Raw genomic sequence first — 24917 nt, forward strand, 5'->3', positions numbered from 1 at the left:
AGTTTTCCGTACCATTTCCGTACGGAAGACTCGCATGACTAGGGGCATTCAAAAATCGACCGACCGTAAGGCCCTCGAACCACGGCGCGAACCATACTGGGCGCGCATCGAAACAGGGGCATACCTCGGCTTCCGCAAACTCGCCGATGGCACCGGGACTTGGGTAGCTCGGTGGCGCGACGAATCTGGAAACCAGAATTATAAAGCACTCGGACCTCAACCCGACTACGACACTGCCGCGCGAGAAGCGCGCAACTGGTTCGATCAGTGCCGGGTAGGATCTCCCGAGGTCGTCAACGTCACTGAGGCGTGTAGGCGGTATGTCGAAGATCGACGCCGGGAAAAAGGCGAAAGTACCGCCAAGGATGCCGAAGGGCGATTTCGAAGGACTGTGTACGGGAAGCCGATCGGCAAGATCCCGTTACACGCACTCCGAGCCAGCCATATCACCGACTGGCGTAACGGCCTGGCAGAAGCAAACGACGAGGACGAGGACGACCCTGACGTCAGCCGCCGCGCGAAAGACAGCGCAAACCGCTACCTCGCATCCCTGAAAGCAGCACTCAATCTCGCCTACCGAATGGGCCTCGTCGGTTCGACGGCGCAATGGGACCGCGTGAAGTCGTTCGAACGTGTCGGCAGACGACGCGAACGCTTCCTGACACGCGAGGAGCGCAGGCGGCTCCTCGAAGCCTCTCCGCCCGAGTTGCAGAACCTCATCAAAGCGGCGCTGCTCACCGCCGCACGAATCGGCGAAATTGCTAGTGCTAGGGTCGGCGATCTCGACCCGACGGGCCTCCTGACTATCGAGGGGAAGACCGGACGGAGGACGATCCCCATTTCACCGGATGCGCTACAACTGCTGACGGAACTGGCACACGGACGCGCAGCCTCCGCACCTCTGGTCGCGCGTGCGGACGGTCAGGCTTGGACGCGCTACTACTGGCGCGACGAGATGCAAATCGCGCGAAATCGGGCGGAGTTGCCCGACGATACGGTCTTCTACAGCCTTCGCCACGCGGCAATCAGCGAGATGGTCGCAACTGGAATGGACTTATTGACCGTTGCACGGATTGCAGGGACCAGCGTGGCGATGATTCAACGCCACTACGGACACCTGATTCGTGAAAACACCGTCCTCCAGCTCGCAAAGATAAAGGTAATTTAGAATGACTTTTCAGTGGCTTACGCTCACACAGTTCGCAGATCAAGTAAGTTCTCAGATGAACCAACAATTCACCGAAGAGCAAGTCATGGGGTTGGCAGCCGACGGCTCCCTGCGCGTTGGCGCCGTCATTCCGACGTGGCTGTCACCGGGAGAGGGTGAACTGATCTGGCATCTCCAGGATGGCTCGGCGCTTGAGCCCTCGTGGAACCATACACCGGTCATTACCGACGGGGTCGCTCGTTGGCTCACGACTACTCAGATCGAGACACTGATGCTGCATGGGAGCGTAACGCTCGCCGGCACTCGATGGGAGGTTCCGTACGAATCTGCACCCGGTATATCGCTGCTGACTGCAGGGCCTGCATCGCCGCGGGTGAATCGCTCCCATCTGCGAATTCCAACGACCGAACTCGAAGCTGTCGTCAATACGGACCGCCACGTCGTGACACCAGCGACCGCGCAGACTACCCAAGCGGCAAAGGATCTGCCTTCGGGGGAGGAAGCGTGCGAAGAAAATCCCTTCAAGGCGATGAATCGATGGCAACAGCTTGCAGCCGAATGCTACGCACTACGCAACCCGACTTCAGCTCTGCCTCCATCAGAGCAACAGGCATCCCGCGCTCTGCTGCAAGAGCTCAAGAATGAGATGGCGAGCTTAGAGTCCGAATCGCAATTCCGTGAGGAACTTCGTACTTTTGTCTCGGCTTTGTCGCACCAGTCGACGGTTGGAATGACAGAACCGGAGAATCGCGCTCACCAAGCGCGGCTGGCAGATTATCAAAACTGGTACCACCGCCTCGTCGGCGTCGAGGATCCGAACGTCCAACTTGTGGCCGAATCTTATGAATGGCGAGGTAACGAACCTCGCCTCAACGCTGGACGGAACGCGCGCCTTGCCTTTGAAAAATGGGTTCAACACATCGCCCACGAATTGAAACACGCGGACGACTCTCGCACGAAGCTAGCCGAACGAATCCTCGCCAAGGCTCAACGCTTTAGCTTCGAGTCCGAACGAGGCTCTCCATCGGTCAGTTCGATCGAGAAGATGCTGCCTGCGGGAATCTGCGGCCCTCGGGGTCATCGCTCGAAGAAGGCACGCAAATAACTGGTCCCCGCGGACCACCCTATAGACAGACATATGCGTCGGACCTAGCGCCGCGCGACCAATTCCAGTCCTAGCAAGGCTTTTCGGAACAACGAAAGTTCTTTGACGAGTTTTGATCCGCACATACGCGGTTTCGAAACTGGGTGCTCCATACACACAGGAGCACTCAAATGCACTCCCCCCCCACCCAAGTGAGCGCGACGCAATGCGCATTCTCGGTCGCGCAGTTCTGCGCGGCCCACTGTTTTACCAAAGTCTTCTTCTACAAGCTGCTGAAGCAAGGGCGCGGCCCTCGCATCATGAAGGTCGGCGCACGCACGCTCATCAGCGTTGAGGCCGCCGCCGAATGGCGCCGCGCCATGGAACAGAGTTCCTCTGCGGCATCTAGCGGCCTGGAGCAGTGATGGCCCTCGCCGCAATGCAGCCCACGAAAACGAGTCGCGGGTCCGCGCAAAAGAACGCCAGCGAGATGGCTCAGGTCACCAAGCTGAACGGCCCGTGCGAACTGGAGCGCCATGCTCCGGACTACGAGCGCTATGAACTGCTCAAGAGCAATGCAAAGCACGAAGCCACTAGCCCCGAGGAGTACCTGCGCCTCGTCCGCGAAGCGGCTGATTTAGCGGGAATCTGAAGATGTCCATCAAAGTCCTCTCAGCCATCTGGGATCTGGCTCCTGTGTCCGGATCCGAGCTTCTGGTTTGCCTCGCACTCGCGGACTGGAGCAACGACATCGGGCAGTCTTGGCCCTCAATGAGTGCCATCGCAAAGAAGTGCCGCCTCAGCCGGTCGCAGGCTAGACGTGTGACGCACAGCCTGATCGAAAAGGGCCTGCTCATCGTCGAAAAGAACCAATACGGCGGCCATCCCGGCGCCACCCGCCACTACCGGATTGCGGTCGAACGGGTGACGGCTAACACCGATACCGCGGGTAGCTCTGATGCGACGGCTCGTGCCCATGCGACGGGTCCCAAGAAGCAGGATGAAGGGGTCGCACCGATGCACGCAACGGATAGCGCCGATGCGACCCAATCCGTTATGAAACGTAATGAAACGCCAGCCCGCAAGAGCATCAACGCTCTCGCGACAACGTTCGATGCTCCACATCATCTCCGCGATAAAGGCGTCCCCCAGGAGTTGATCGACGACTGGCTCGCGCTGCGCAAGCAGCAGAAAGCTCCGCCCAGCATGACCGCTATCGCGGGCATTGAGCGCGAGGCAACGCGGGCGAAAGTCACCCTTGAAGACGCGCTGCGCATCTGCTGCGAGCGTGGATGGCGCGGATTCAATGCCGCTTGGGTGGGCAAGGTGGAAGAAACCGGGGGTCTTCGAAACGACTACTTCGCGGGAGGTCTGTGAAATGAGCATCGGGAACGAAATCGTCAACATCCAAAGTCTGATCCAGCTCCGCATTGAAGGACTGCGCCCCCCGATCCAGTTCGTCTTCTTTGGCGACGGCGGCCGACTTCGCGGTTGCGAAGTGGGCGTCAATTACAAGGCGCCCATCGAGCGTCTCGACCTGCGACCGTTCATCGCGCTGGACGTCTTGGTCATCGCGAAACACTACTCTGGCGCGGTCGTGAGGCTCTGCCAGCGCATGAGCGATTACGCCACGACCACCAGCCTGTCAGTAATCGACTGGCTGCCCGACGATCTCGGACTGGTCTGGCACAAAGAATGTGGCCAACCGCGCGAGTTTGGTGCAGGCCCACTTTTCCAACGGGAGGCTGCATGACGCAATTCGTCACCGATCGCGATGTCATCGACTTTTCGAAATACCTCCGCGACACCGATCACGACCACAAGGTCGTTCCGGCAAGGAATTTTCGGGACGAGGTCGATCGCTACTTTCACGACCCGGACCTGCCGCGCGGGGCAACGCCGCCGTGGCCCAAGCTGGCGGACAAGCTGCGCTTCCGGCCCGGCGAGGTAACTCTGTGGTCAGGCATCAATGGCCACGGGAAGAGCCTCGCGCTCGGCCAAACGGCGACCTCACTCGTGGCTCAGGGAGAGCGCGTCTGCATTGCTTCTCTCGAAATGAAGCCGGTCGTGACGCTCGCACGAATGGTACGGCAGGCATCGGGAGGGCCGAAGCCTTCGTCGGACTTCATCACTCGCTTTCACGATTTCACCGGCGACGACCTTCTGCTTTACGACCAGTTGGGCAGTGTTCACCCCGAGAAAATGCTGGGAGTCGTCCGCTACTGCGCAGATCAACGTGCAGTTCGGCACATGGTCATCGACTCCTTGATGAAGTGCGGTCTGGCCGAAGACGACTACACGGGCCAGAAGCGATTTGTGGATTCACTCTGCACGACAGCACGCGACCACTCCATCCACATCCACCTCGTCGCCCATGCGCGCAAGGGACCTAACGAGAACGAAGCGCCAGGGAAGATGGACGTCAAGGGCTCGGGAGCGATCATCGATCAGGTCGACAACCTGATTGTCGTCTGGCGCAACAAGCGCAAGGAGCTTGAACACCAGGCCGGCAAATACGACCGGCAGAGCGAACCCGACGCCGTGCTATCGGTGGAAAAACAACGAAATGGCGAGTGGGAAGGACGCTGTCTGCTTTGGTTCGACTGCGCATCCACGCAATACGTCGAACGTCAGGGCGAGACACCGATGCAACTCATCCATTAGCCGCCTCCCGAACGAGACCGCGCGAAACGCGCAGGTGAGAATCAACGACTAGAGGACACGCGACGCACCGCCAGCGCAAACACCCCCTGCTGGCGGTCGCCAATCATCAAACCGATCTGCCGCACCTTCGATGCATCCAAAGGCGGCGCATCGGCCAGCACGCGGCCTCGGAAGGTCGGCGCAAAGTCCGCCAACGGCAGCGTGATGATGGACCATTCTCCGGCTGGCGGCAGGAAAGCGGTCTGGTAGTTGATGCCGTCGAAACCGTCATCTGTTCGCAGGTTGAGCTTGTAGCGTTTGCCGTCTCCGCGCACCTCCAGCACCAGCGCGCGCCCATCGGGCGGCTCAATGACGAACTGTGCGTTGCGCGAAGAGGCGAACCCACCGCCGTTGTCGAACGAAACCTCCCCCTCGAACACCGCATATCCCTCCGGATCATGGCGCAGCCGGCTCAACGACGCGCCGCCCATCACACGGTCGTCGATGGCCTGCCACGACACGACGGCGTCGGGATTTGAGAAGTCCATCAAGGTGGCGTTCATTGCTGGTTGCCCGCGAAGAATTGAACAGTGCGAAGCATGCAACGCGGCGCCTCGGCACCATCACATCGTATCCTGCACAGGAACCCGCCGCTGCAGCTCATCTGGTGAGCCAGTGGTTCGCGATACTTTGGGCCACACCCATAGCCCGGTTTCAGGAGTGAAGCCATGCAACCGAGTATGAGTGCGAGCAGGCTTCTGCCAATGCTGACCGCCTTGGGTGTAAAAGCGGGCGCGCTCTCACCTTCGGCCGACATGGCTGACCTGAAAGCGTCCATGAACGCACACGGCATCAATCAGCGCGGCTGGCGGATGGTGACGAAGTTCGGCGACGTGCTTGTGCGCCCGCTTGCTGACGTCTGCAGGCAGGTTCAACAAGAATCCCTGTTTCGCACCGTCTGTGCGTTTGTGCGTCTCGTCCAGCAGTGTGAAATGGATGTTCCTCCCCCGCCCGAACTGGTCCGCGCGCTAGCCATGCTGCGCTTCCCGTATGGACGATCCTTGGAGGACCTGCCCGTCGGCGTTTTCCGCGCGGCATGGCTGTACGCGGTCAAGGAGCAATACTCGGGCTGCGATCTTGAGGATTTCTTCGAAGAATCGCTTCCCAACGTGGTGAAGTGGTACTTCCAGAGCGGACAGTGTGCAGCCCAGAAAACAAATCGCGACTGGGGCTGGTACGAGGAAGAGGCGCTGGAATGGACGTTGCGCTGCGGCCACGACCTCTCCTTCGATCAGTGGCAACCGCTGCTGAAAACTCCCGTCGAGTCGCGCGGCGTCATGGCAGTCGAACTGCTCGACCGAAACTCGGTAGACGATGAAGGCGCAGCCATGCGCCACTGCATCGCCTCCTACCTGCCTGACTGCGACGCCACCGAGTACCGCGTGTTCTCGCTGCGCAAGCGGACCACCGGCGAGCGCACTGCCACACTCGGCGTCAGACTGGACGAACACTGGTGGGTAATCGACGACATCCGCGGCCAAGACAACGCCGACGCGCCCGAATGGATATGGGAGCTCGCCCGGCTCGTCGTCTTGCATAGCAACCGAAGGGACGACGGACCAGTAGCCACACAGGCCCAGCGAACGCTCTTTCCAGAACACAAGGCTCGCGCCTACGGCACGCGGGCATGAAGATCAGCTCAAACCGCTCAAACCGAGTCTGGACGCGGCTTACGCGGCCGTGACCGATGGCACATGTCTAGTTCATCCAGCATAATCATCTACAAACCAGCATCAGCGGCCGATGTCTGGCAGCCCATCGCAACGCAGGGCAGCCCGCTTGCGCAGAGGGCAAGCGGGCCCTCACTTGCGCCGATCCGGCTGAACCTCAATGATCGAGACCGATAGATGCTTAACACGCGAGTCTACAGATGCCCCAAGAAAATTTGATCAGCCAAACAGCCGGGGCACAAGCACTCCAAAATCTTCGCATGCGCTTACTTGACCTGACGGCTAGAAATCGTCTGATCAACTTCAAGCATAGTAAGAGCTCCAGTTTGCGGGTCATTGACGAGTTGCCCAATCAACTCGTGGAAACCCTCCTGTCGGAAAAGGAGATGCGCTTTGTAGCGGTGCCAGAACCGACTGAAAAGGAGTTAGTCGCATCAGGCCACCTCCAGAAAGATGAAAAAACTGGGGAGGTCATCCGGATTAAGAATGACCCGAGCGCAGAGGAGTGGGCTCGTCATTTGGGCTTTTCCACGAGCTACGAAGTGCCGCCACCTGGGAGCGACGACAAGGCTGCAAAACATGCAGACCTCAGCATTCAGACCCTTCTGTACCCATACGAAATGGAAGCCAGGCTGAAGGGGTTGCTGCAGTCCTCAGAGTCGGCAATCGAAGAGATGGGCGCCAACATCCTGTATCTGGCCTTTGGCTTTTTGGAGTGGTTCGAGAGCAACGACAGCGACGCGGCGCGTCATGCTCCGCTCTACCTGATGCCGGCGCGTCTGCATAAGGGGCGGCTCAATCAAGAAACGCGGACCTATACCTACACCCTTTCGTACTCCGGGGAGGACATCATCCCCAATCTGTCGCTACGCGAGAAAATGCGCATCGATTTCGGCCTCGCATTACCAGACCTGGGCGAAGACACCGAACCGGAAGCATATTTCAGAGACGTCCAGGCGCTCATAGAAAGCAACAATCAGGATCGTTGGCGAGTCAGGCGTTATGTCTCGCTGACTTTGCTGAATTTCAGCAAGCTACTGATGTACCTCGATCTGGATCCAGCACGCTGGCCGGACGATGAAAGCATCCTTGAGCACCCGGTGGTGTCACGATTCCTATCCGGATCTAACCAGAACGACGAGGCTCAGACAGATGGCCACTCCGGCTTCGGAGAGGAATATCTGATCGATGAAATTGACGAAATTCACACAAAGTACCCGCTCATCGACGATGCGGACAGTTCGCAGCATAGCGCTCTGATCGACGCCATCAACGGCAAGAATTTGGTCATCGAAGGGCCGCCGGGAACGGGGAAATCGCAGACGATCACGAACTTGATTGCCGCAGCAATGGCACAAGGAAAGAGAGTCCTGTTCGTAGCGGAGAAGCTGGCTGCGCTTGAAGTGGTGCGCAGTCGCCTCGACGCAGCTGGGCTTGGCGATTTCTGTTTGGAGCTGCACAGCCACAAGACGCAAAAGCGTCGAGTGCTCGATGAACTCGACGTACGCCTGAAGAATCGCGGAAAGTATCGTTCGCCGAAGGAAATTCAAGTCGATATTGCTCGGTTCGAACAACTCAAAACCGAGCTGAAGAACCACGCAGAGCATATCAACTCGTTTTGGAAGAGAACCGGCCGCTCTGCCCACGACATCCTCGTTGGAGCAACACGCTACCGTGGCGAGGTCGCAGCGCATCCCGAGCAATTGCATCCGAAGGGCTACGACGGTAACAACTATGACCCGACAGCCCAACGCCGAAACGAAGATCAGGTCGACGCCTATCGAAAGATTTATGAAGCCATCGCGCAACAACTAGGGGCTGACTCTCCGCTACAAGCCCACCCGTGGTTCGGCTTGCGGAATGGCGACCTGCAGTTCTTTGATGCAGACCAGATCCTTACATCACTCGAAGTTTGGCACTCCGACCTGCGCGCGCTCCTCCTGGAACGAGATGCCCTCTCAGAGACGCTTCACTGCTCACCGAACGCTGTGGCTCAGGATCTGAATGGGCTGCGCTCGCTTCAAAACGATCTCGCCGGAATACCTACGCTGATCGGCAATGAGTTGCTTGATCACCTGCCCTACCTACGCGGTGATGATCTCCAAGCATGCAAGGCATACCTACACTTGTTCGAAGGTATCCAGAAGCAATACGGGGAGCTTGGCAACAAGGTTGGGCATGAGGTTCTCAATGACCTGTCACAGGTCAACACGCTGCTGGACGGCAACGCACGACTCAAACAACTGGTTGGGTACGACGTAGAGCTTCGGCGTCTAGCCGAGGCGCTTAGCCGTCTGGGTGCGACCTTGGAACAACTAGAGCAACTGGCCGAACCCTTCGAAGGAGTTGGCAGCGCACTCGGAGTAGCTGTCGCCCAGAGCCTCACCCCTAGCGAGTCGGGGTTGAGAGAGTTCAAGACAATCATCGACATCGTCTCAAGCCTCCAACCAGCCCAGTGGAAACTTCGCAGTGAGGCTTTGGATAACGACGAACTCGACGACCTCCTACCCCGCCTGCACGACGATCTAGCGGCACTTCGGACGTTGCACGAAAGTTTGGTAAGCGTGTTCGCACTTGAAAAGTTGCCCGACGAAACAACGCTGCGCGATTTGGACGCACGGCTTGACGCTGGCGGACTTTTTCGGTGGTTCAAACGTGACTGGCGGAAAGCAAAAGCTGCGCTTCTGGACTATGCGGCGAGGCCAAGCGTGAAGCTGCCAATGCTGCGCGAACATCTTGGTAATGCGACCACGTTCGTCCGCGGTCTCACCAAATTTGAGAACGATTCCGGCTACCACGAAGCCCTGGGCGAGCTTTGGCATGGGCTAGATACCGACATTGCTGCGCTGACAGACGTGCGTGCTTGGTACAAGCGCGTCCGCGGGCAGTATGGCGTTGGATTTGGAGGTCGGGTGGCTATAGGCGACGCCATTCTCAGGTTCGACACCGCTCTCGGCAAAGCCATCCGGTCGCTGGCTGAGCGCGATGTCCAGCGACAAGTACAAGACCTGCTCGATGACTTGGCGAGCCTGCGCGAAGTGTTCTCGCCCGTCTCCGAATTGCGGAGAGCAGATTGTCTGCTTGTCGGAGATGGAGGCGTCCTACCGAAGATTCAGTCAGAAGTCACATCTGCGATCGAAGCATGCGGGACGCTCGTTTCCGACGACACGCTCTCCATTGCTGAAGTCGCCAGCCGTATTGAAGCACTTGCTCATCTCATGACCGACGTCGAGGAATGGTGCAAACCGGATATCGACGCTCGCTTGTTCGAAGGCAAGTTGAGACTGTCCGTCGGCCCTGGGTCCGACAACACCGCCACTGTGAATGCCCTGCGTAATACGCTCCAGATTGCGGACAGAGTTGATGGCCAACTGCGGCATGCCTCGCTGATTGCGTCCATCTACGCCAATCCGACAGTAAGTGTGTTCGAAGCGCTTTCTACGCATGCCGCGACCTTGAATGCTCTGCTCGAATCCGAAACACGGTCTCGAGGCACCTTCAGCGAACTGGGGCGACTCGACCAGAATGCTTGGCTCCTCCAATCCGGCGAGGATCTCGACGCGTTAGCTCAGCGCAACGCTCGCGCCCTCGGCGCACCGGAAACGCTCGCTAACTGGCTGGACTACGTGCGGGTACGCGACCGGCTTGAATCGCTTGGTTTGCATCCGCTCGCTGACGCTGTCGAGCAATCAGTGATCAGAATCGATGAAGTCAATAACGCATACAAGGCGGGCGTCTTTGATCTACTCGCACGCGAGATCCTTCGCGAAGACCCTAAACTGGCGCAGTTCTCGGGGCATAACCAGCAAACCCTGCAATCGCAGTTCAAACAATACGACAACGATCTCAAGAAACTGCAATGCGAGGAGATCGCCTGGAAGATTGATCAGGCCAAAATCCCGCCTGGCATGTTATCGCCGCGCGCCAGTGAACTTACCGAACTCGCCTTGCTGGAACGAGAATGTTCCAAGAAAAAGAAGCACGTACCACTTCGGCAATTGTTGCAGCGGGCCGGAGGCGCGCTGGCAGCCCTGAAACCTTGCTTCATGATGGGGCCGATGTCCGTGGCCCAGTATTTAGCCCCAGGCAAAGTGAAGTTCGACCTGGTCATCATGGACGAAGCATCGCAGATCAAACCACAGGACGCACTCGGAGCGCTTGCGCGCGGGTCCCAGCTGGTCGTGGTCGGCGACCCGAAACAATTGCCACCAACAAGCTTCTTCGACCGCATGCTGGACGAGGACTCCGAGGACCCCACCGGCCTCGAAGAATCCGAGAGCATCCTCGACGCAACGCTGCCCATGTTCCCGGCGCGTCGCTTGCGCTGGCACTACCGATCGCAGCACGAAGCGCTGATCGCGTTTTCAAACCACTCTTTCTACGATAGCGACCTCGTACTTTTTCCCTCTCCGCATAGCGAGTCGAAACAGTACGGAATTCGATATGTGCGGGTTCAGCGTGGGTGCTTCGTCAATCGCAAGAACATTGAAGAGGCCAAACAGATCTCCGAGGCAGTTCGCGACCACTTCAAGAAATGCCCGGAGGAGACACTTGGCGTAGTCGCCATGAGCGCGGAGCAGCGCCAGCATATCGAGCGCGCCATCGAAACACTGGCGAAGGACGACCCGACGTTCCAAGCATGCTTGGATCGCGATGAGAGTCGAAGCGAGTCGTTGTTCATCAAGAACCTCGAAAACGTCCAGGGTGACGAACGGGATGTCATCTTCATTTCGATGACCTACGGTCCGCAGGAGCCTGCCGGGCCGGTATACCAGCGCTTCGGCCCGATCAATTCCGAACAGGGGTGGCGGCGCCTCAATGTGTTGTTCACACGCTCCCGCAAGAGGATGCACATCTTCAGCTCGATGGGCGCAGATAGCATCGTCGTCGGCCCCGGCACGAACCGAGGGGTGAAGTCATTGCAGAACTTCCTGCGCTATTGCGAGACTGGCTATATCCATCGAGTCGAGCCAGACACCGGACGAGCGCCTGACAGCGACTTTGAAATCGCCGTCATGAATGCACTCCGAACGCAGGGCTTCGAATGCAAACCTCAGGTCGGCGTATCGGGTTTCTTCATTGATGTTGGGGTCGTCGACCCGGGCAACCCTGGTCGCTTCCTTATGGGCATCGAGTGCGACGGCGCGACCTACCATTCGGCAAAATCGTCCCGCGACCGCGACCGCCTGCGCCAAGCCATCCTGGAGCGTCTTGGATGGCGCATTCGCAGAATCTGGTCGACCGACTGGTTCAAGGACCCGCAAGCCCAATTGGCGCCGATCATTCGTGAGCTGCATCACATGAAGTCGGAACCCACCACAGAACGCATTTCAGCAGTTTCGGTAGACCTAGAGGTAGAGCAACCCCCAACCGTGGAGGAGCCAATGCCAGCTGCTACCCGGTCATACGCAAACGAGGAAGATTCACTACGCGAGCGATTGAGTCGATTCAACGTAGAAGTCATCGAACCCGCGCTACCCGATACGCCCGCCGCCAAACGTCTCCTTAGGCCCGCAATGCTCGAGGCGTTGGTAGAGTTTTTGCCGACCAGTAAGTATGAGTTTTTGGAGCTTGTGCCGTCCTACCTTCGTCAGGCCACCGACGCTAAGGAAGGGAAGTACATTGAACAAGTATTCGAGATCATCAACACGTCCCTGCAACGTTCGTGACCGAAGCTCAAGGAGACCGAACTTGGGATGCTTGCAATTGACCTGCTCCCCAACTGCCGCACCTGTGGCGCATCGAGAGGCGGCGCAAAGGCCGCCAGCGGCAGCGTCATGACCGACCACTCTCCGGCTGGCGGCTTGGTAGTTGATGCCGTAAAAGCCGTCATCTGTTGGCAGGTTGAGCTTGTAGCGTTTCCCGTCTCCGCGGACTTCAAGGCGAAGCGCGTCAGCTTCGGGCTGCTCGATGGCGAACTGCGTGTTGCGCACTGATGCGAACCCGCCGCCGTTGTCGAACGAAACCTCACCATCGAACACCGCATGCCCCGCCGGATCATGGCGCAGGCGACTCAGCGACGCGCCGCCCATCACGCGGTCGTCGATGGCTTGCCAGGGCACGACGGCTTCGGGATTCGAGAAGTCGATCATCGTGGATTGCATGAGCCGGGCTCTGCGCCTCCCCTAGCTGAAACATAGGTCCAAAAAAAACCGGCCGAAGAGGAGCTGAGAAGGTGCTGGATGAGTTAGCGCTTGCAAGGGTAGGACTTCGCGCCAATTTCAAGGACCGCTTGCGTTGCCTCTTTTTGCAACTCTTTGGGGTTGTCAGTGTAGTAGGCCACCAGTCTTCCATAAGTGACTCCTACAGCATCTCTGGTGTCGGTATAGCAGACCAGTTTATTCATGCGCGCAACTTGGAGGACTCCCGCAACAAACATAGTTCCTGGAAATGCCTCTTTTTCCTTGACCATTTGGTACAGGGTGCTTCCTTTGACGATGTACTTGTCCTCAGCAAACGCTGGCGGGCATACCGCTACGAACGTCAAAGCAAGGGCGATTTTTTTCATACGACCTCCAAGGGATTGGGTGACCGGGGTTCCCTAGTCATCCTGGCGCGGCATGCCGCCTGCTTCAGTGCATCCTTGGCTTCTTTGCAGAGCTTCAGAACTTCCACCTCCGAGGCTTCATCCCGCAATGTGATGGGATTGCTCCAGTCGGGCCAGAACACATCTAGAGCAGCACCGAGTTTGGCCGTCGGATGCTGGATCTCAGGCAACTCCTGCCAACGCATGGAATTGATGAGTTCTTGATCGGGCAAAGCCACTCTCTGCACATCGCCTCAGATGAGTAGATTGATGGCGCCGTGGAACCATGCGGCCGCGAGGATACTGTAGCAGCGCTTGGACACCCATACTTTTCGCATAGAAGCTCTCGCTATTGAGCATTAGATCCGCGGCCCAACTGCATCTCCAATAGTCTGCCCTTCAGCTGCGCCCCTGCAGCGCAGTGACTGCTGAGGTCGTCGCAGACGGGTTTGTCGTCCATAATCGGCGCAACCACCTACAAAGCCACCCGTCATGAATCAGCAAGCCCTCTCCGCCCTCATCTGGTCAGTCGCCGACCTGTTGCGCGGAGACTTCAAGCAATCCGAGTACGGTCGCGTCATCCTGCCTTTCACCGTGCTGCGCCGGCTGGACTGCGTGCTCGCGCCCACCAAGGCCAACGTGCTCGGCGAGTACCGCGACAAGCAGAAGGCCGGCATCGCATTCGAGCCGTTCGTGCTACGCAAGGCCGGCCAGCCGTTCTACAACGTGTCGGACCTCGACCTGCCGACGCTGATGGGCGATCAGGACAACCTGCGCACCAACCTGCGCAGCTACATCGACGGCTTCGCGCCCGAGGTGCATGACATCTTCGACCGCTTCGACTTCTTCAACACCGTCGAGCGCCTGCACAAGGCCAACCTGCTGTATCTGGTCACCGAGAAATTCGCGCACATCGACCTGCACCCCAAGCGTGTCGATAACGCGCAGATGGGCATGGTGTTCGAGGAACTCATCCGCCGCTTCGCCGAAATCTCCAACGAGACGGCCGGTGAGCATTTCACGCCGCGCGAGGTCATCCGCCTCATGGTCAGCCTGCTGTTCGTCGAGGACGACGACGCGCTCGCCAAGCCCGGCGTCGTGCGCACCATCTACGACCCCACCGCCGGCACCGGCGGCATGCTTTCCGTGGCAGGCGAGTATCTGCACAGCCACAACCCCGGCGCGCGTCTCACCATGCACGGGCAGGAACTCAATGGCGAGTCCTACGCCATCTGCAAGGCCGACATGCTCATCAAGGGCCAGGACGTGAAGAACATCGTCTTCGGCAACACGCTCTCGGACGACGGCCTGCCCGGCAAGCACTTCGACTACATGCTGTCCAACCCGCCGTTTGGCGTGGAATGGAAGAAGGTCGAGAAGGAAGTGCGCCGCGAGGCCGAGCAGATGGGCTTTGCCGGCCGCTTCGGCCCCGGCCTGCCGCGCGTGTCCGATGGCTCGCTGCTGTTCCTGCTGCACCTCATCTCCAAGATGCGCCCGGCCGAGCAAGGCGGCAGCCGCATCGGCATCGTGCTGAACGGCTCGCCGCTGTTCACCGGCGGCGCCGGCTCGGGCGAATCGGAAATCCGCCGCTACTTGCTGGAGAACGATCTGGTCGAGGCCATCGTCGCGCTGCCGACCGACATGTTCTACAACACCGGCATCAGCACCTACGTGTGGATTCTGTCCAACCACAAACCCGATCACCGCCGCGGCCACGTGCAGCTCATCGACGCCTCGGGCTTCTGGCAGAAGATGCGCAAGAGCCTCGGCTCCAAGCGCAAGGAACTGGCCGAGGACCACATCCGCGAGATCACCCACCTGTTCGGCCACTGTCTTGAAGCCGAGCAGGCCGTCGTGCTGGACGCCAACGGCAAGGAAGGCACCCGCGTCACCCTGCTACCCGACTTACCGCTGCCGGCCGTGCCAGAAGGCGGCAAGCTCAAGCGCGTGCCGCTGTCCCGAATCTTCTGCAACAAGTCCTTCGGCTACCGCACGATCACCGTCGAGCGCCCGCTGCGCGACGAGGCCGGCAATGTCGTCGTCGGCCAGAAGGGCAAGGCCAAGGGCAAGCCGCAGCCGGACTCGTCCCTGCGCGACACCGAGAACGTGCCGCTCGCTGAGGGCGTGGAAACCTACTTCGAGCGCGAAGTGCTGCCGCATGCGCCGGACGCCTGGATCGACCACGACAAGACCAAGGTCGGCTACGAGATCCCGTTCAACCGCCACTTCTACGTCTTCGAGCCGCCCCGCCCGCTGGCCGAGATCGACGCTGAGCTGAAGCGCGCTACCGACCGCATCAAGCAGATGATCGAGGGGCTGGCTGGATGAGCTTCCCGCGCTACGACGAGTACAAGGATTCGGGGGTAGAGTGGCTGGGGGAGGTGCCGGCGCATTGGGAGGTCGCTCGCATCAAGTCGGTCAGTACCTGCAACGATGAGGTCTTGCCAGAAGCAACAGCCCCCGAGACTGAGATCGAATACGTCGAAATCTCCGACGTAACCGCCGGCAAGGGGATCACAAGCAGCACCGCACTGCAGTTCAGTGCGACCCCGTCACGTGCTCGGCGGATCGTCCGAGACGGCGACGTGATCGTATCAACGGTGCGCACGTATTTGCGCGCCATTGCGCCAGTTCATCGACCGCCTGAGAACATGGTCGTCTCGACCGGGTTTGCGGTTATCCGTCCGAACGCTGTCGCTACCGGATACGCCGGCTATCTCTTCCAAAGCGAATTCCTGATCGACGAGATCATCAGCCGTTCAGTCGGCGTGAGCTACCCGGCGATCAACGCAAGCGAGTTGATGGGGCTGAAAGTGCCATTACCCACGCCACCCGAACAAATCGCCATCGCCTCCTTCCTCGACCGCGAAACCGCCAAGATCGACGACCTCGTGGCCGAGCAGCAGAACCTCATCGCGCTGCTCAAGGAAAAGCGCCAGGCGCTGATCTCGCACGCCGTCACCAAGGGCCTGAACCCGAACGCGCCGATGAAGGATTCGGGCGTGGAGTGGCTGGGGGAGGTGCCGGCGCATTGGGAGGTAGCGCCTCTTTCGAGGTTGACCACAGAGCGATGTGATGGCCCATTTGGCTCCGGCATCAAGTCCGAGCATTACACCGAGTCTGGCGCGCTGGTAGTACGCCTTCAGAACATCCGCGCTGATGGGTTCTATGCTGGCGAGCCGGCATATCTCGACATGTCCTACTTTCAGCGGGAACTGACAAGACATGAGGTTCTTCCCGGTGATTTGCTGCTCGCGGGCCTTGGCGACGACAACAACTTAGTCGGGCGTGCGTGCGTCGCCCCTCCTGATATAGGTCCGGCGCTTGTCAAAGCTGACTGCTTCCGATTTCGACTCAACAATGCAAAGGCACTGCCTGATTTTGCGGCCTTTCAACTCAACTGTAGCGCACACATTGACTCGGGACGGTTGGCCACAGGATCAACCAGATCCCGGATTCCACTCAGCGTGATGGGAACCAGAATCGCCGCGATACCGCCCGTAGCAGAGCAGGCTGAGATTGTCAGTTTCCTGAACGACCAGACGAAGGCTATCGCAGATCTGCAAGCCGAAGCCGAATCCACCGTCTCCCTGCTCCAGGAACGCCGCACCGCCCTGATCTCCGCCGCCGTTACCGGCAAGATCGACGTGCGCAAAGCCGTCGCCCACATGGAGGAAGCCACCACATGACAGCGGACATCGACAAGCGTTTCGCATTGATCGCCGAGGACAGCCGCGTCCTTTACCCCTACCTGAAGAATCAGACCACTACCGGCCGCCACGGCTTCGCTCTTTCGACGCCTGAACATGGTCGCGACCGCAACGGCGGCGGGTACTACACGATGGACATCGAAGAGGTGATTCGGGGCGTTGCGCTCAAAGGCTGGGGGGTGCGAGCAAGGCCCGAAGGTTCAGGCAAAGGCATACAAGGGAATACCTACAAGCTCGGCGAGCGGGTGATCACGGGGTACTGGATCACCCCCGAGCTTCGCCATCTGGCCGACGGAGCCGCGATCCCACCGATCGACGCGCTGCCCGGAGAGCGCCCGGGCATGATCGACGCCCAGCAAGCGGCTCGCACAGACCTTCTGGCACTTGAATCGTTGACTGCTGAGGACTTTCGGCGCGCGTTCGAGTCGATCTGGAATGAGTTCTCGGACGGTCAGCGATGGATGCTGATCGGTCACGCATCATCGGAGGAAGGCTGCCTGTCGATGACGCGTATTGCGCAGCTAGGCGGATACACCAGCTATCAGACGGCCAACGCCCAATACGGCAAGCTCGCTCATCGCTTGGGCGAAGCCTTCGGGGTACCGGAACAGCGTTTCTGGACCAACGTGATCTGCACGAGCGGCCCCAAAGATGCTCGGGGTGATCTGCAGTGGAAGATACGCCCCGAAGTCGTCGCTGCTCTCGACATGCTTGGCAGGCTGGAGCCGGCCCTCGACCGCCAACCGGGTATTGTCGAAGCCGCCGCGGAACTGCAGGCCGACCCGCTCACGAAGAACATCGGTGAAACAGAGCGGCGCGCGCTCACAAACGCCCGAATCGGCCAGGGCGGTTACCGAAACCGGATGCTGCAACTGTGGGACGGTCGCTGCGCTGTCACGGGGTGTGCCATCACGAAGGTGCTCATCGCGTCACACGCCAAGCCATGGAAACCCAGCAACAATCATGAACGCCTCGACGAATACAACGGCCTACTGCTCAGCGCATCGATCGACCGATTGTTCGACGCTGGGCTGATTGGATTTGATGATGATGGGGCCATGCTGACAAAGGACCGCATCAGCGCGGACGATCTCCGCGCACTGGGTCTGAACAGCACCCAGCGGCTTCGCTTCGTGTGCGATCGCCACAAACCCTATCTGGCTGCTCACCGCCAGGAACACGGATTGGACCGATGAGCCAAAACGCTCTCCGTCCGCAGACCATCCAGATCTTCCTGCCCTTCGGCGACCCGCGCGGCATCCGCGTGGCCGAAATCACGACCCGCATCGTGCAGGTGATCGAGGTGCCGCGAACAACGCTGACGGACTTCATCGCGATGCCCGTGAGCGATCAAGTAGCGGTGTATTTCCTTTTCGGCCAGGGCGAGGATGGCGCGACACCGACGGTGTACATCGGCCAGACCGGCGACCTGCGCACGCGGCTGGCCAAGCACAACAAGGAAAAGGACTTCTGGCAGCGCGCGCTGGTGCTGATCTCGCGCACCAACAGCCTCACGCAGACGCATGCCCTGTTTCTGGAATGGCTGTGCCTTCAGGAAGGGAAGAAGGCCAGCCGCTACACCGCCGAGAACGGCAACGACGGCAGCAAACCGCACACCCCCGCTCCGCTCGAAGCCGACTGCATGGAGATCTTCGACACCGGCCGCACCCTGCTCGCCACGCTCGGCTATCCGCTGTTCGAGCCTGTGGCCAAGCCGATCGGACAGGCGGACGCCTCGGAGCTGTTCTACTGCAAGCGCGGCGGCACGGACGCGCGGGGCGAATACACGTCCGAGGGCTTCGTGGTGCTGAAAGGCTCTCGCGCCCGCCTGCAGCCGCTGAGCGCTTTCGAGGGGCACGCCTTTGCCAAGGTGCGCGCCACGCTGATTGAGCAAGGCAAACTGCTAGTAGAGAACGGAGCCTTAGTCTTCAAAGAGGACGTGCTGTTCATGTCGCCCAGCGGCGCATCGGCCGTCGTATGCGGAGGTGCGTCGAACGGCTGGCGAGAATGGAGAAACGTCCAAGGGATCACGCTGGACGAGTTGAAGCGCGGCAGCGCGAACAACGATGAATAACACCCTCAGCGAACGCGTGGTGAACTTCATCGCCAACCTGATACCGCTGTATGACGGCGAGCAGGTCGAAGGCGTCAAGTGTGCTCGCTCGCTGACCGACGGCACCTTGATCAAGCCCGTTCCCATGGAAGAGGACGAGGAAGATGCATGGGTCGATGTGCTTTGGCAGGGCGACGAATCCCGCACGAGCCGAGTGCTCAGCTTTCTGATCGCCAGCAACGCGATCGCTCGCTACGCCGAACTGCACACGGCCTTTTCCCACCCTAAAAGTGCGGCCCGATTCGAGGCACAACGCATGGCCGAGCACTTCACGTTCAAGACCGGCCAAAGCGTCGTATTTGACGCGCCTGATGCCGACGAAGAGTTGCTCTACTGGCTCCGCGAGGGTGCCCGGCACCTTGGCAAAGACGCAATCATCAGCCTGCTCAAAAAGGGCATCGGACTCTCATGACCGCCATCCACACCGAAATCGTCTTTGAGACTGAAATCTGCGCCGACCTGGCCGCCGTCGGCTGGCTGCATGACGCCAACGACGCCGGCTGGGATCGCGCCAACGCCATCCACCCCGGCGATCTGGCAGCATGGATCGAAGCCTCGCAGCCCAAGGTGTGGGAGCAATTGCAGAAGACCTATGGCAGCAAGACCACCAACGAGGTGGCGTCTCGCCTGCGCAAGACGCTGGACACCCACGGCACGCTTCACGTGCTGCGCGAAGGCTTTGAGATGGTCGGGCTACGGCAGCCGATCCAGATGGCGCAGTTCCGCCCTGCCCTGGCGATGAACGCCGACTTGCAGGCCCGCTACGCCGCCAACCGGCTGCGCGTGATCCAGCAGGTGCGTTACTCGCAGCACAACGAGAACCGTATCGACGTAGTGCTGACGCTCAACGGGCTGGCGGTGGCGACCGTCGAGATCAAGACCGACTACACACAGGCGGTGGAGAACGCCGTCTATCAGTACAAGACCGACCGCCTGCCGCGAGTGCCGGGCAAGAACGTGGCCGAACCACTGCTGGCTTTTCCGGGCGGGGCGCTGGTGCATTTCGCTCTGTCGAACTCGGAAGTGAAGATGTGCACCAAGCTCGACGGCCTGCAGTCGGTCTTCCTGCCGTTCAACAAGGGCTGCAACGGCGGCGCAGGCAACCAGCCGAACCCGGCGGGCTATGCCACGGACTACCTGTGGCGCGAGGTGTGGCAGCGCGACTCGTGGCTGGAGATTCTTGGCCGCTACATGGTGCCGGTGAAGAACAAGAAACATCAGACGACCGGCTGGATTTTCCCGCGCTACCACCAGCTCGACGGTACTCGCGCCATCGTGGCCGCGGTGCGCCGCGAGGGGCCAGGCGGCAAGTACCTGATCCAGCATTCCGCCGGCTCGGGCAAGACCAACTCGATTGCCTGGACGGCGCACTTTCTGGCCGACCTGCACGACGCGGACAACGCCAAGGTGTTCCACTCGGTCATCGTGGTGTCCGACCGCAATGTGCTGGATCAGCAGTTGCAGGAGGCCATCGAAGGCTTCGAGCGTACCAAGGGCGTAGTAGCGATCATCAAGGGCGAAGGTGCGTCCAAGAGCCAGGAGCTGGCTCAGGCGCTGGCGGGCGGCAAGAAGATCGTGGTGTGCACAATCCAGACCTTCCCGTTCGCGCTGGAGAAGGTGCGCGAGCTGGCGGCGACGCAAGGCAAGCGCTTTGCGGTGATTGCGGACGAGGCGCATTCCTCGCAGACCAACGAGACGGCGGCGCAGCTCAAGCTGGTGCTGTCGGCCGAGGAACAGGCGGAGCTGGCGGACGGCGGCGAATTCGGCACTGAAGACTTGCTCGCCGCACAAATGGCGGCCAAGGCCAACGCCGACAGCCAGGGCATCACCTACGTGGCCTTCACCGCCACGCCCAAGGACAAAACACTTCAACTCTTTGGCACGCGGCCTGACCCGAGCCGGCCGGCCGCCAGCGACAACCTGCCCGCGCCCTTCCACGTGTATTCGATGCGCCAAGCCATCGAGGAGGAGTTCATCCTCGACGTGCTGCGCAACTACACGAGCTACAAGATGGCTTTCAACCTCGTGCATGAGGGGAAGGTGGTTGAGGCGGTCGATCAGGGAGCGGCGCTCAAGGGCATCATGGGCTGGGTGCGGCTGCACGAGTACAACATCGCGCAGCGCGTGCAGATCGTGGTGGAACACTTCCGCAAGCATGTTGCCCCGCTGCTCGGCGGAAAGGCGCGCGCAATGGTCGTGACCGGCAGCCGCAAGGAAGCTGTGCGCTGGCAGGTGGCGATGCGCAAATACATCGTCGAGCATGGCTACGGCTTGAACACGCTGGTGGCGTTCTCGGGTGAGGTGCTTGATACGGACACGTTCCCCGAAGCCGTGACGGAGTTCAGCAAGGAGCTGAACCCTATGCTGAAGGGCCAGGACATCCGCAGCGCTTTCAAAGAGGGTGAGTACGCCATCCTGCTGGTGGCGAACAAGTTCCAGACCGGCTTCGACGAGCCGCTGCTGTGCGGCATGTACGTGGATAAGCGCCTTGGCGGCGTGCAGGCGGTGCAAACGCTCTCGCGCCTGAACCGTGCGCACCCCGGCAAGAAAGACACCTACGTGGTCGATTTCGTGAATGACCCGGACGAAATCCTCGCCGCCTTCCGGCAGTACCACGCCACAGCGGAACTGGCTGACGTAACCGACCCCGCGCTCATCCTCGATTTGCGCGCGAAGCTCGACGGCCAGGGGCTGTACGACACGTTCGAGGTCGATCGGGTGGTGCAGGCGGTGCTCACGAATAACAAGCAATCAGAGCTTGATGCCGCCATCGCGCCGGTTGCCAACCGATTGCTGACGCGCTTCAAGCACGCTCTGGCGGTGTTCCGCGAATCGGAAGAAGGCTCCAAGGCGGCGAAGGATGCCAAGGACGAGATGGACGCGCTGACACTTTTCAAGCGCGACATCGGCACCTTCACGCGCCTGTATGCCTTCCTCAGCCAGATGATCGACTACGGCAACACCGACATCGAGAAACGCGCGATCTTCTTCAAGATGCTGCACCGCCTGCTCGACTTCGGCCGGGAGCACGAGGGCGTCGATCTGTCGTCGCTGGCGCTCACGCACTACACGCTCAAAGACCTCGGCACCCGCAAGCACGGCCTTGGCACCGCTGACTCGGGCGACCGCGACTACCGCATCCTGCCCACCGGCGAGAGCGGCAGCGGTAAGGTTCAGGACAAGGAAGAGGCGCTGCTCGAAGAGATCATCGCTCGCGTGAATCAGCTCTTTGAGGGCGAACTGACGCCGGGCGACAAGCTCGTGTATGTGAACAACGCCATCAAGGGCAAGCTGCTCGAATGCGAGACGCTGATCGAACAGGCGGTAAACAACACCAAGGAGCAGTTCAACAACTCCCCCGACCTCGACGCGCGCATCCTCGACGCCGTGATGGACGCATTGGCATCCTTCACGCACATGAGCAAGCAGGCGCTGGAATCGGAGCGCATCCGGGCAGAGATCAAGGCCATCCTGATGGGGCCGGGTCGTCTGTATGAGACGCTGCGAGAAACAGCTTCCACCAAAGGCTGAACGATCGCGTGAAAGCATTCCTGCGGAAGGCGTTTGCCGTATTGCTCGTGGCGTCGTCCGCTGCAACGGCTTGGTCCGTCTGGGAGATCAGTCGAGAGCCGATCCTGGCGGACGCGATGCAGGTGAAGCGCGACAAGCTAAGCGCGGTGCTTGATCGAATGATGGCAGAGCACGTGTCGCAATCGACCGTTGAACAGCGCCTGAATGATCTACTCGCGGCTGAGCAGCGCAACTGGGTGGCAATCGACGGGGTTCTGGCCGTTGCGAGTGAACGCGGATTCCAGCTATTCCCACCACTTCTTGCGCGTGAGCAAGACTTGCGTTCACAGGATCACAGTGTCGTCGCTAGGGCAGAACGCTGCGCGGCCTGCGTATGGGACGCAGCGAGTTGCGACCTCTCCGCCGTACTGTTCTGTCGAATCACCGACCTGACGCCGATTGGAGATGTGGTGGGCGTCGCACGTGAGGGCGGGAGGTACGCGAGCGGGGCTGAGGTAGACGCTGTGGATTTGACCCTGTCCGCAGTCGGACTAGCAGCGACTGGGGCGGCAGTTTTCAGTGGGGGTACAGCTTACTCAGTGAAAATCGGTGCGAGCGCAGCGAAGACTGCTCGCCGGATGGGCAAACTCTCCAACAAGCTAACCGCCTCCTTCACAGATGCAGCGAAGAGCATCGACTGGAAGCGTATGGGCAGCGTTCGCTCCAGGGATGAATTGCTGCGTGTGATCAAAACGCCTCGCATCGCAGGGGCAAGCCGCGTCGTCGGTAACATGGGCTCGATCTACGACCGCCTCGGCCTCGCGCGCGGGCTGCACGTAATACAGCACATCGACTCTGCGTCAGACGCAAGGCATCTGCAACGAGCAACCGAAGCCCTCGGCGCCGACAAGGTCGTCGGCCGGCTGGAACTGCTCGGCAAAAGCAGAATCATTCGAGCTTCGATGCGCTACTCGAATGAAGTGTGGTTTCTTGTGTCCGCCACCCTAGGACTTTTAGTCGCACTCATCGGACTGTTCTGGTCGGTGTTGTCTTCTACGCTCATCCGGATCACGCGACACACTTTGCGGGAGCCCGCTTGAACCCCAATAAGCTCAGTCGCTTCGAGTCTCGCTGGCTTGCTCAAGCCATTAGCGAGATCGAGCGTACCGACGGGCGACTGTCCGATTACGACGAGGTACGACAAGCTACTGCTGAAACCTCCGACCCCGAAGGACAGATCGTCGCGCGCGGAGTGCTTCTTGCTGATCGGGAAGGCTTAGTCGATAAGCTCAACCGATGGCTGTCGATCAGTCGCTCCCTGATGCTCGTCCTGGCTGTCCTGATTTTCTTCGCGGGAATAGCTGCTGCGCTTGGCTTCGATGAGGGCTCACGCCAGATCAACGCGCTGTGGGCACTTCTAGGTCTTTTGGGCTCAAACCTACTCATGCTCGCGGTGTGGACTTGCGGCTTCTTTTCGTCAGGCCGGCGGCACATCGGTGTTGGTGCGTTATGGCCTTGGGTCATTTCGCATTTCCCGGGGCAATCTGATCAGTTCGTCCAACCCTTGTTAACTCTCCACGACAAGTCGGGCCTTACCCGCTGGTGGTTCGGAAGTATGACGCACGGGGTTTGGGCAGTCGCGACGCTCGGGATGCTGGCCGGCCTTGTAGGCGCGCTCGCTTTTCGCGGGTACACATTCGTCTGGGAGACGACCTGGCTGACGCAGGACACATTGGTCTGGATGGTCCAGTTCTTCGGCATCGCTCCAGCGATGATCGGCTTCCCCGTCCCCGACGCAAGTGTCGTCTCGTCGAGCAACGTGCCTCTAACCGATGAAGCAGCACGCCGCGCATGGACCGGTTGGTTCGTCGGCTGCCTGACGGTCTATGGTCTTCTGCCAAGACTGCTGCTTTGGTTGATGTGCTGGATGCGCCTGACGGCTGGCCGACGCAAGCTTCGTCTTGACCCCGCTGATCGCACGTTCGCTCACCTCGTCTGCGAGGGAGTACCGGGTGATCCAGAACGGCGCGAGACGTTCCAGTCGATCCGGCCGGACTCTAACGAATTCGGTGAGCAGAGAACTGGACTATCGGATCCAGTTGAAACCGATCTTCCAAAAGACTCCACGGAAACACCGGCTGAGCTAGAAAATCTGAAGGAACTCGGGAAACAAAACGTTGATCGGGCTGCCGAACCCGCGCACAAGGTCATGCGAAGAATCGCGAATACCGTAAGGCCGATCTTATGGACGATAGGGATCGTTTTGGCTGCCAGCTTCGTATTTGTCCGGAGCCCTTGGCTTCTTGCGGGAGGACTTTGCGTCCTGCTGCTGCTCGCGACAATACGACCGAAACAGCCTTAATCTGAAGATGTCCGCTAGGCACTGGATGCGGCACCTACAGCACTCGACGATCCGTAAGCAGCGCTGCGCGA

21 protein-coding genes and 1 pseudogene are annotated in these 24917 nt (G+C 59.9%); 18 read left to right on the forward strand and 4 right to left on the reverse strand.

Features of this window, described 5'->3' with window-relative positions; translation table 11 throughout:
* Positions 1 to 34: 34 nt before the first annotated feature.
* The 7 genes from AC6H0N_RS07925 to AC6H0N_RS07955 all read left to right on the forward strand — a co-directional run bounded on the left by AC6H0N_RS07925 (position 35) and on the right by AC6H0N_RS07955 (position 4916).
* A complete protein-coding gene (locus AC6H0N_RS07925; protein ID WP_497573554.1) occupies positions 35 to 1168 on the forward strand; it encodes a tyrosine-type recombinase/integrase in 1134 nt (377 codons plus the stop codon).
* Between the two features lies 1 nt (position 1169).
* Positions 1170 to 2273, forward strand: a complete 1104-nt coding sequence (locus AC6H0N_RS07930) for a hypothetical protein (RefSeq protein WP_497573555.1) — start codon at positions 1170 to 1172, stop codon at positions 2271 to 2273.
* A gap of 170 nt (positions 2274 to 2443) precedes the next feature.
* The gene (locus tag AC6H0N_RS07935; protein WP_497573556.1) at positions 2444 to 2677 is read left to right on the forward strand and encodes a hypothetical protein; all 234 of its coding nucleotides are present in this window, start codon (positions 2444 to 2446) and stop codon (positions 2675 to 2677) included.
* Complete coding sequence (locus AC6H0N_RS07940) at positions 2677 to 2904, forward strand: hypothetical protein (protein WP_497573557.1); 228 nt, start codon at positions 2677 to 2679, stop codon at positions 2902 to 2904. Before AC6H0N_RS07935 ends, AC6H0N_RS07940 begins: the two co-directional genes overlap by 1 nt.
* 2 nt (positions 2905 to 2906) lie before the next feature.
* Positions 2907 to 3629: a helix-turn-helix domain-containing protein gene (locus AC6H0N_RS07945; protein ID WP_497573558.1), complete on the forward strand. Its 723-nt coding sequence runs from the start codon at positions 2907 to 2909 to the stop codon at positions 3627 to 3629.
* A gap of 1 nt (position 3630) precedes the next feature.
* On the forward strand, positions 3631 to 4005 hold the full coding sequence (locus AC6H0N_RS07950) for a hypothetical protein (protein ID WP_497573559.1): 375 nt from the start codon (positions 3631 to 3633) through the stop codon (positions 4003 to 4005).
* A complete protein-coding gene (locus AC6H0N_RS07955; RefSeq protein WP_497573560.1) occupies positions 4002 to 4916 on the forward strand; it encodes a DnaB-like helicase C-terminal domain-containing protein in 915 nt (304 codons plus the stop codon). The genes AC6H0N_RS07950 and AC6H0N_RS07955 overlap by 4 nt, the downstream gene beginning before the upstream one ends.
* Before the next feature lie 41 nt (positions 4917 to 4957).
* Here the strand turns inward: AC6H0N_RS07955 and AC6H0N_RS07960 are convergent, their stop codons facing one another.
* Positions 4958 to 5458: a CIA30 family protein gene (locus tag AC6H0N_RS07960; RefSeq protein ID WP_497573561.1), complete on the reverse strand. Its 501-nt coding sequence runs from the start codon at positions 5456 to 5458 to the stop codon at positions 4958 to 4960.
* A 201-nt stretch (positions 5459 to 5659) separates the two neighbouring features.
* Here AC6H0N_RS07960 and AC6H0N_RS07965 point away from each other — a divergent pair, with 201 nt between their 5' ends.
* The 3 genes from AC6H0N_RS07965 to AC6H0N_RS07975 all read left to right on the forward strand — a co-directional run bounded on the left by AC6H0N_RS07965 (position 5660) and on the right by AC6H0N_RS07975 (position 12561).
* Complete coding sequence (locus AC6H0N_RS07965; RefSeq protein ID WP_497573562.1) at positions 5660 to 6586, forward strand: PcfJ domain-containing protein; 927 nt, start codon at positions 5660 to 5662, stop codon at positions 6584 to 6586.
* A gap of 239 nt (positions 6587 to 6825) precedes the next feature.
* Positions 6826 to 12294 carry a DUF4011 domain-containing anti-phage protein Hhe gene (gene hhe, locus AC6H0N_RS07970; RefSeq protein ID WP_497573563.1) on the forward strand — a complete coding sequence of 1823 codons (5469 nt, stop codon included), beginning with the start codon at positions 6826 to 6828 and terminating at the stop codon, positions 12292 to 12294.
* Between the two features lie 27 nt (positions 12295 to 12321).
* Positions 12322 to 12561 carry a hypothetical protein gene (locus AC6H0N_RS07975; protein ID WP_497573992.1) on the forward strand — a complete coding sequence of 80 codons (240 nt, stop codon included), beginning with the start codon at positions 12322 to 12324 and terminating at the stop codon, positions 12559 to 12561.
* Here AC6H0N_RS07975 and AC6H0N_RS07980 read toward each other — a convergent pair.
* From AC6H0N_RS07980 to AC6H0N_RS07990, 3 genes and pseudogenes are all read right to left on the reverse strand, one after another.
* Positions 12484 to 12729, reverse strand: a pseudogene (locus tag AC6H0N_RS07980) (CIA30 family protein); the annotation flags it as partial. The gene AC6H0N_RS07975 and the pseudogene AC6H0N_RS07980 sit on opposite strands and share 78 nt — an antisense overlap.
* 83 nt (positions 12730 to 12812) lie before the next feature.
* A complete protein-coding gene (locus AC6H0N_RS07985) occupies positions 12813 to 13133 on the reverse strand; it encodes a hypothetical protein (RefSeq protein ID WP_497573564.1) in 321 nt (106 codons plus the stop codon).
* The gene (locus AC6H0N_RS07990) at positions 13130 to 13384 is read right to left on the reverse strand and encodes a hypothetical protein (protein WP_497573565.1); all 255 of its coding nucleotides are present in this window, start codon (positions 13382 to 13384) and stop codon (positions 13130 to 13132) included. The genes AC6H0N_RS07985 and AC6H0N_RS07990 overlap by 4 nt, the downstream gene beginning before the upstream one ends.
* A 259-nt stretch (positions 13385 to 13643) precedes the next feature.
* Between AC6H0N_RS07990 and AC6H0N_RS07995 the strand changes: the two genes are divergently transcribed.
* Genes AC6H0N_RS07995 through AC6H0N_RS08030 form a run of 8 tightly spaced genes read left to right on the forward strand, consistent with a single transcriptional unit; the run spans position 13644 to position 24846 of the window.
* Positions 13644 to 15479, forward strand: coding sequence for a type I restriction-modification system subunit M (locus AC6H0N_RS07995; protein WP_497573566.1), 1836 nt, complete (start codon positions 13644 to 13646; stop codon positions 15477 to 15479).
* Entirely contained in the window at positions 15476 to 16840 is a 1365-nt protein-coding gene (locus AC6H0N_RS08000) for a restriction endonuclease subunit S (protein WP_497573567.1), read from the forward strand. The genes AC6H0N_RS07995 and AC6H0N_RS08000 overlap by 4 nt, the downstream gene beginning before the upstream one ends.
* Positions 16837 to 18057 carry an HNH endonuclease gene (locus tag AC6H0N_RS08005; RefSeq protein WP_497573568.1) on the forward strand — a complete coding sequence of 407 codons (1221 nt, stop codon included), beginning with the start codon at positions 16837 to 16839 and terminating at the stop codon, positions 18055 to 18057. Before AC6H0N_RS08000 ends, AC6H0N_RS08005 begins: the two co-directional genes overlap by 4 nt.
* Positions 18054 to 18935, forward strand: a complete 882-nt coding sequence (locus tag AC6H0N_RS08010) for a GIY-YIG nuclease family protein (RefSeq protein ID WP_497573569.1) — start codon at positions 18054 to 18056, stop codon at positions 18933 to 18935. Before AC6H0N_RS08005 ends, AC6H0N_RS08010 begins: the two co-directional genes overlap by 4 nt.
* A gap of 19 nt (positions 18936 to 18954) precedes the next feature.
* Positions 18955 to 19386 carry a hypothetical protein gene (locus AC6H0N_RS08015; protein ID WP_497573570.1) on the forward strand — a complete coding sequence of 144 codons (432 nt, stop codon included), beginning with the start codon at positions 18955 to 18957 and terminating at the stop codon, positions 19384 to 19386.
* Positions 19383 to 22505 (forward strand): type I restriction endonuclease subunit R, encoded by a 3123-nt coding sequence (locus tag AC6H0N_RS08020; protein ID WP_497573571.1) that lies wholly within the window; start codon positions 19383 to 19385, stop codon positions 22503 to 22505. Before AC6H0N_RS08015 ends, AC6H0N_RS08020 begins: the two co-directional genes overlap by 4 nt.
* 8 nt (positions 22506 to 22513) lie before the next feature.
* Entirely contained in the window at positions 22514 to 23584 is a 1071-nt protein-coding gene (locus tag AC6H0N_RS08025) for a hypothetical protein (protein WP_497573572.1), read from the forward strand.
* On the forward strand, positions 23581 to 24846 hold the full coding sequence (locus AC6H0N_RS08030) for a DUF2868 domain-containing protein (protein WP_497573573.1): 1266 nt from the start codon (positions 23581 to 23583) through the stop codon (positions 24844 to 24846). Before AC6H0N_RS08025 ends, AC6H0N_RS08030 begins: the two co-directional genes overlap by 4 nt.
* Positions 24847 to 24917: the final 71 nt, after the last annotated feature.

Source organism: Pseudazoarcus sp. NS34 (assembly GCF_059703725.1).